Source organism: Pseudoalteromonas sp. 3D05 (genome assembly GCF_002723455.1).
In the GTDB taxonomy this organism is placed as follows: Bacteria; Pseudomonadota; Gammaproteobacteria; order Enterobacterales; family Alteromonadaceae; genus Pseudoalteromonas.
The window spans coordinates 21,409-25,823 of sequence record NZ_PDUS01000019.1 but is presented as its reverse complement, the minus strand read 5'-3'; the positions used below and the strand labels follow the sequence as shown (position 1 = coordinate 25,823).

Annotated in this window: 2 protein-coding genes; both read left to right on the top strand. The window is 40.6% G+C overall.

Annotated elements, in window-relative coordinates; all coding sequences use genetic code 11:
- The first annotated feature begins 141 nt into the window (after positions 1 to 141).
- A complete protein-coding gene (locus tag CSC79_RS16370) occupies positions 142 to 2,790 on the top strand; it encodes a family 20 glycosylhydrolase (RefSeq protein WP_099296822.1) in 2,649 nt (882 codons plus the stop codon).
- A gap of 242 nt (positions 2,791 to 3,032) precedes the next feature.
- Positions 3,033 to 4,322, top strand: a complete 1,290-nt coding sequence (locus CSC79_RS16365) for a sugar MFS transporter (RefSeq protein ID WP_099296821.1) — start codon at positions 3,033 to 3,035, stop codon at positions 4,320 to 4,322.
- The last annotated feature ends 93 nt before the right edge of the window (positions 4,323 to 4,415 follow it).

Genomic DNA, 4,415 nt, shown 5'->3' with positions numbered 1-4,415 from the left:
CTGATAGCTGATAGCTTTTATTTCAATTAATGATAGCGCTGTCATTTTAGTTTTTATATGATGGGGAGGAATTTATAAACAATAATAAGAGATTATGCAGGGGGAAATGCGTAGTCTTAGGGTATAAACGAGGAGAGAGTAATGGATTTAAAAAAGCACGCATTGGCAGGTTTGATTGCTGCGATGCCATTTATGGTGCAAGCGCAGTTTTCGCAAAGTGATATAGATAGCTTTGCAAAACAGACCACATTAACATTTGCAGTCATCGACAACTTTCATAATAAAGACGCCGGGTTTTTAGGAAAAATCACCTTAAATAACCAATCAAACGTTGCACTTCCTGCTGGTGAAAGTGATTGGCAGCTTTACATTCACTCTGTCCGTAAAATTAATACTGAGCATGTTGCTGGTTTAAATATTGAGCACGTTAATGGTGATTTACATCGTATTGTACCAACTAAAGACTTTAAAGGTTTAGCAGCAGGCAAAAGCTTAGATATCGAGTTTGATGCACAAGTCTGGGTTGTGGCTTATACCGATTTTATGCCGCGAGCATTTTTTGTCTCTGGGGATAATACGCCTGCTATCTTTGCGAATACCGATACAGAAGATATGAATCAATTTGTAGCGCCATTCGAGCGTGAAAATCAGTTGCGTCGTTATAACGAGCCTAAAGATCGCACTGTATTAATCACGCCACAAGTGCGCTATGAGCGTAACCAAGCCGCGGCTATTAAAGTATCTAAAGAAGACGCACTAAAACGCATTATTCCAAAACCGCAAAATATTGAATTTAATCGTGGTGTTGCCAAACTTGATAACAGCTGGCAAATTCGTTTTCAGGGTCAATTGAAAAGCGAAGTTATGGTTTTCATGCAAGACTTACAAGATGACTATGGTCTAAAACTTAAAGCACAGCCTGATCATATTAAAGCCAACAATGAAAAACTGATCAGCTTAAAAGTAAACCCAAATCTTGCAGAGGGTAAAAGCGAAAGTTACACCCTTGAAATTGATGATGACAAAATTGAGATCGTTGGCAGCGATAATGCTGGTGTATTTTATGCTATGCAGAGCTTCTTAAACTTAATACCAGCAAATAGCCAAGGTGCGGTTGAGATGCCACAGCTGGAACTTGAAGATAGTCCGCGTTATGAATGGCGTGGCATGCATTACGATAATGGCCGTAACTACCATGGTAAAGAAGCCATGTTCAAATTAGTTGAACAAATGGCGCGTTACAAGATGAATAAGTTGCACTGGCACTTTTCGGAAGATGAGGGCTGGCGTTTAGAAATCCCAGGTTTACCTGAATTGGCTGAAGTGGGTGGTTACCGTTGCTTTGATCTTGAAGAAAAAGCGTGCTTGTTAACACAGTTGGGTACAGGTCCGTTTAAATCTGGTTCAGGTAATGGCTTTTTAACTCGTGATGAGTTTGTGGAGTTATTAAAGTTTGCTAAAGACCGCCATATTCAAATTATTCCTGAAATAGAAGGCCCAGGTCACGCGCGTGCATCTATTAAAGCTATGGAAGCGCGATACCATAAACTCAGCGATCAAGCTAAGCAAACGGCTAAAAATAATTTAACAAATAAAAGACAAACCAACAAAGAAGTACAGCAAGTTGATATCAGTGCAGCTACACAATATCTATTGAGCGATCCGAATGACACCTCCGTGTACATGACGGTGCAAAACTACAAAGATAACTCAATGAATGTGTGTATGGATTCAACCTACGCATTTTTAGATAAAGTGACTTATGAATTACAGCAGATGTACCGTGAAGCGGGTGTGCAACTCAAAAACTTGCACATAGGCGGGGATGAGGTAGGTGCAGGCTCTTGGGTTGGTTCACCTATATGTCAAGCAATGTTCGCTAACCCAAATAATGGGGTAGCAGGGCCAGCTGATTTAAAGCCTTATTTTACTCAACGCGTAGCTAAAATGCTTGAAAAGCGTGGGATATCGCCGGGTATCTGGGAAGACGGTATTATGTATGATAAAACAAACTCGTTTAAGCGTAATGAGTTCCCAAATAAGACCTTTACAGTAAATGCATGGGATAATATTTGGGAGTGGGGAGTTGCCGACAGAGCGTACCGCTTAGCGAATGCAGGTTATCAAGTCATTCTTTCACATGGTACGCACTTGTATTTTGATCACCCGTACGAGGCGCACCCTCAAGAGCGTGGCTACTATTGGGCAACGCGCTATACCGATACCGCAAAAGCATTTAATTATATGCCAGATAATGTGTACGCTAATGCAGACTATACACGTACTCGTGAGCCGATAGACAACTTAGAAGCACTTGTGGGTCGCCCATTGCCGAAACTTGAAAAGCCTGAAAATATTTTAGGTATGCAAGGCCAGGTTTGGTCTGAGACGATTCGTACCGAAGAGCAAGTGCTAGCCATGATCTTCCCACGTATTTTATCTGTTGCTGAGCGTGCTTGGCATAAAGCTCCATGGGAAGGCGAGCAAGCTAATACAAAACAGCGTGCTAAAGATTGGTCACAATTTGCCGCTGCGGTGGGCCTTAAAGAGTTAACTAAACTGGCCAAAGCTGATGTAAGCATTAATTTACCTGTCCCAGGCGGAGTGGTTGAAGATAGTAAATTAAAGGTTAATACTCCTTTTACTTACTTAGAAGTAGAGTACAGCTTAGATGATGGTCAAACTTGGCAGCGCTACACAGCTCCGATCAGTGTTTCTAAATCGCAGAAAATCGCTTTAAGAAGCCGCTTAAATGAGCAACTGCATAGCAGAATTACCTATATAAATTAATATATTAGTAAGTAGTTTTAAATTGAAAGGGCCTTTAGGCCCTTTTTTATGCCAATTGTAAAATAAATAGTTACTAGTAATATGCCTGTAATTAACGTAAAGTTTTATGGCAGCGCTGTCATTTTTGTTAGGGTAATGTTATAAATTACCCTCTAGAATGAAGCTATGTGAAGTAAATCTAGTTAAGATACTTACTAAAATATAGATAACTATAATTAAAGCTCGCAACAAGAGAATGTTTTATGGAAGCCACCGTGTCAAATAAGCAAAGTAATTTTATACCCATGGCGATAGTCGCCACTCTATTTTTTATACTCGGTTTTGCAACCTGGTTAAATGGCTCATTAATGCCTTACTTAAAACAAGTATTGCAACTAACGCCATTTCAGGCATCGCTGATTTTATTCTCTTTTTATATTGCAGTAACCTTTACTGCCGTACCTTCAGCGATGATTATTCGTAAAGTCGGCTATAAAAATGGTATGGCACTGGGTATGGGCACCATGATGGTTGCAGGCCTACTCTTCATTCCTGCTGCAAAAACGCAAGTATTTGCCTTGTTTTTATTTGCACAGCTAGTGATGGGGGCAGGTCAAACATTATTGCAAACGGCGGTTAACCCATATGTAGTTCGTATTGGGCCAGAAGAGTCTGCAGCGGCACGTGTTAGTGTAATGGGTATTTTGAATAAAGGTGCCGGTGTAATTGCACCGATTGTTTTCACGGCGCTTATTTTAAGTGACTTTACAGGTTCAGTGGGTAAAGAATTAACTCAGCTCGAAATCGATGCAATGGCAAATAGCTTGATTTACCCTTATTTAGGTATGGCTTTATTTATCGGTGCGCTTGGTTTTGCTGTAACAAAAATGCCACTACCTGAACTATTAGATGACGAAGAGCAAGGTCAAAAAGGCCAAGTGAAAGCCGCTTTAGCACATCCTAGCTTAGCGCTGGGTGTTGTTGCATTATTTGTTTATGTTGCTGTTGAAGTAATCGCCGGTGATACAATTGGTACTTTTGCTTTATCGCTAGGTGTTGAAAAATACAGTGTTATGACCTCTTATACCATGGCTTGTATGGTGCTAGGTTATATTATTGGTATAGCACTCATTCCTCGCGTAATATCTCAGCAAGCTGCTTTGAGTGTATCAGCCATTTTAGGTAGCATTCTAACAGTGGCCATTGTAGTGAGTGATTCAAGCTCTGTAGTTGTTGCAAGCGCGCTTGGTTTAGAAGTGCAATTACCAGATACACTATTAATGATTGCTGTGTTAGGATTCGCTAATGCAATTGTTTGGCCTGCTGTATGGCCACTGGCACTTTCAGGTTTAGGTAAGCTAACCAGTGTTGGTTCTGGTTTATTGGTAATGGGTATTGCCGGTGGTGCATTTGGTCCATTATTTTGGGGCCTTGCCAGTGGCGGTGTTGACTCTGCTGACGCACAGCAAGCAGCCTATATTGTAATGTTACCTTGTTATTTATTTATCCTTTTCTATGCTGTTAAAGGCCATAAGATGAAAAGCTGGAAGTAAACGAGTTACAAGGTGCTAGGAAGAAATAGGTACTAGGAAAAGTTTGACAAACCCCGAGCTATTTATAAGCTTGTTAGAACCTAGAACCTAGAA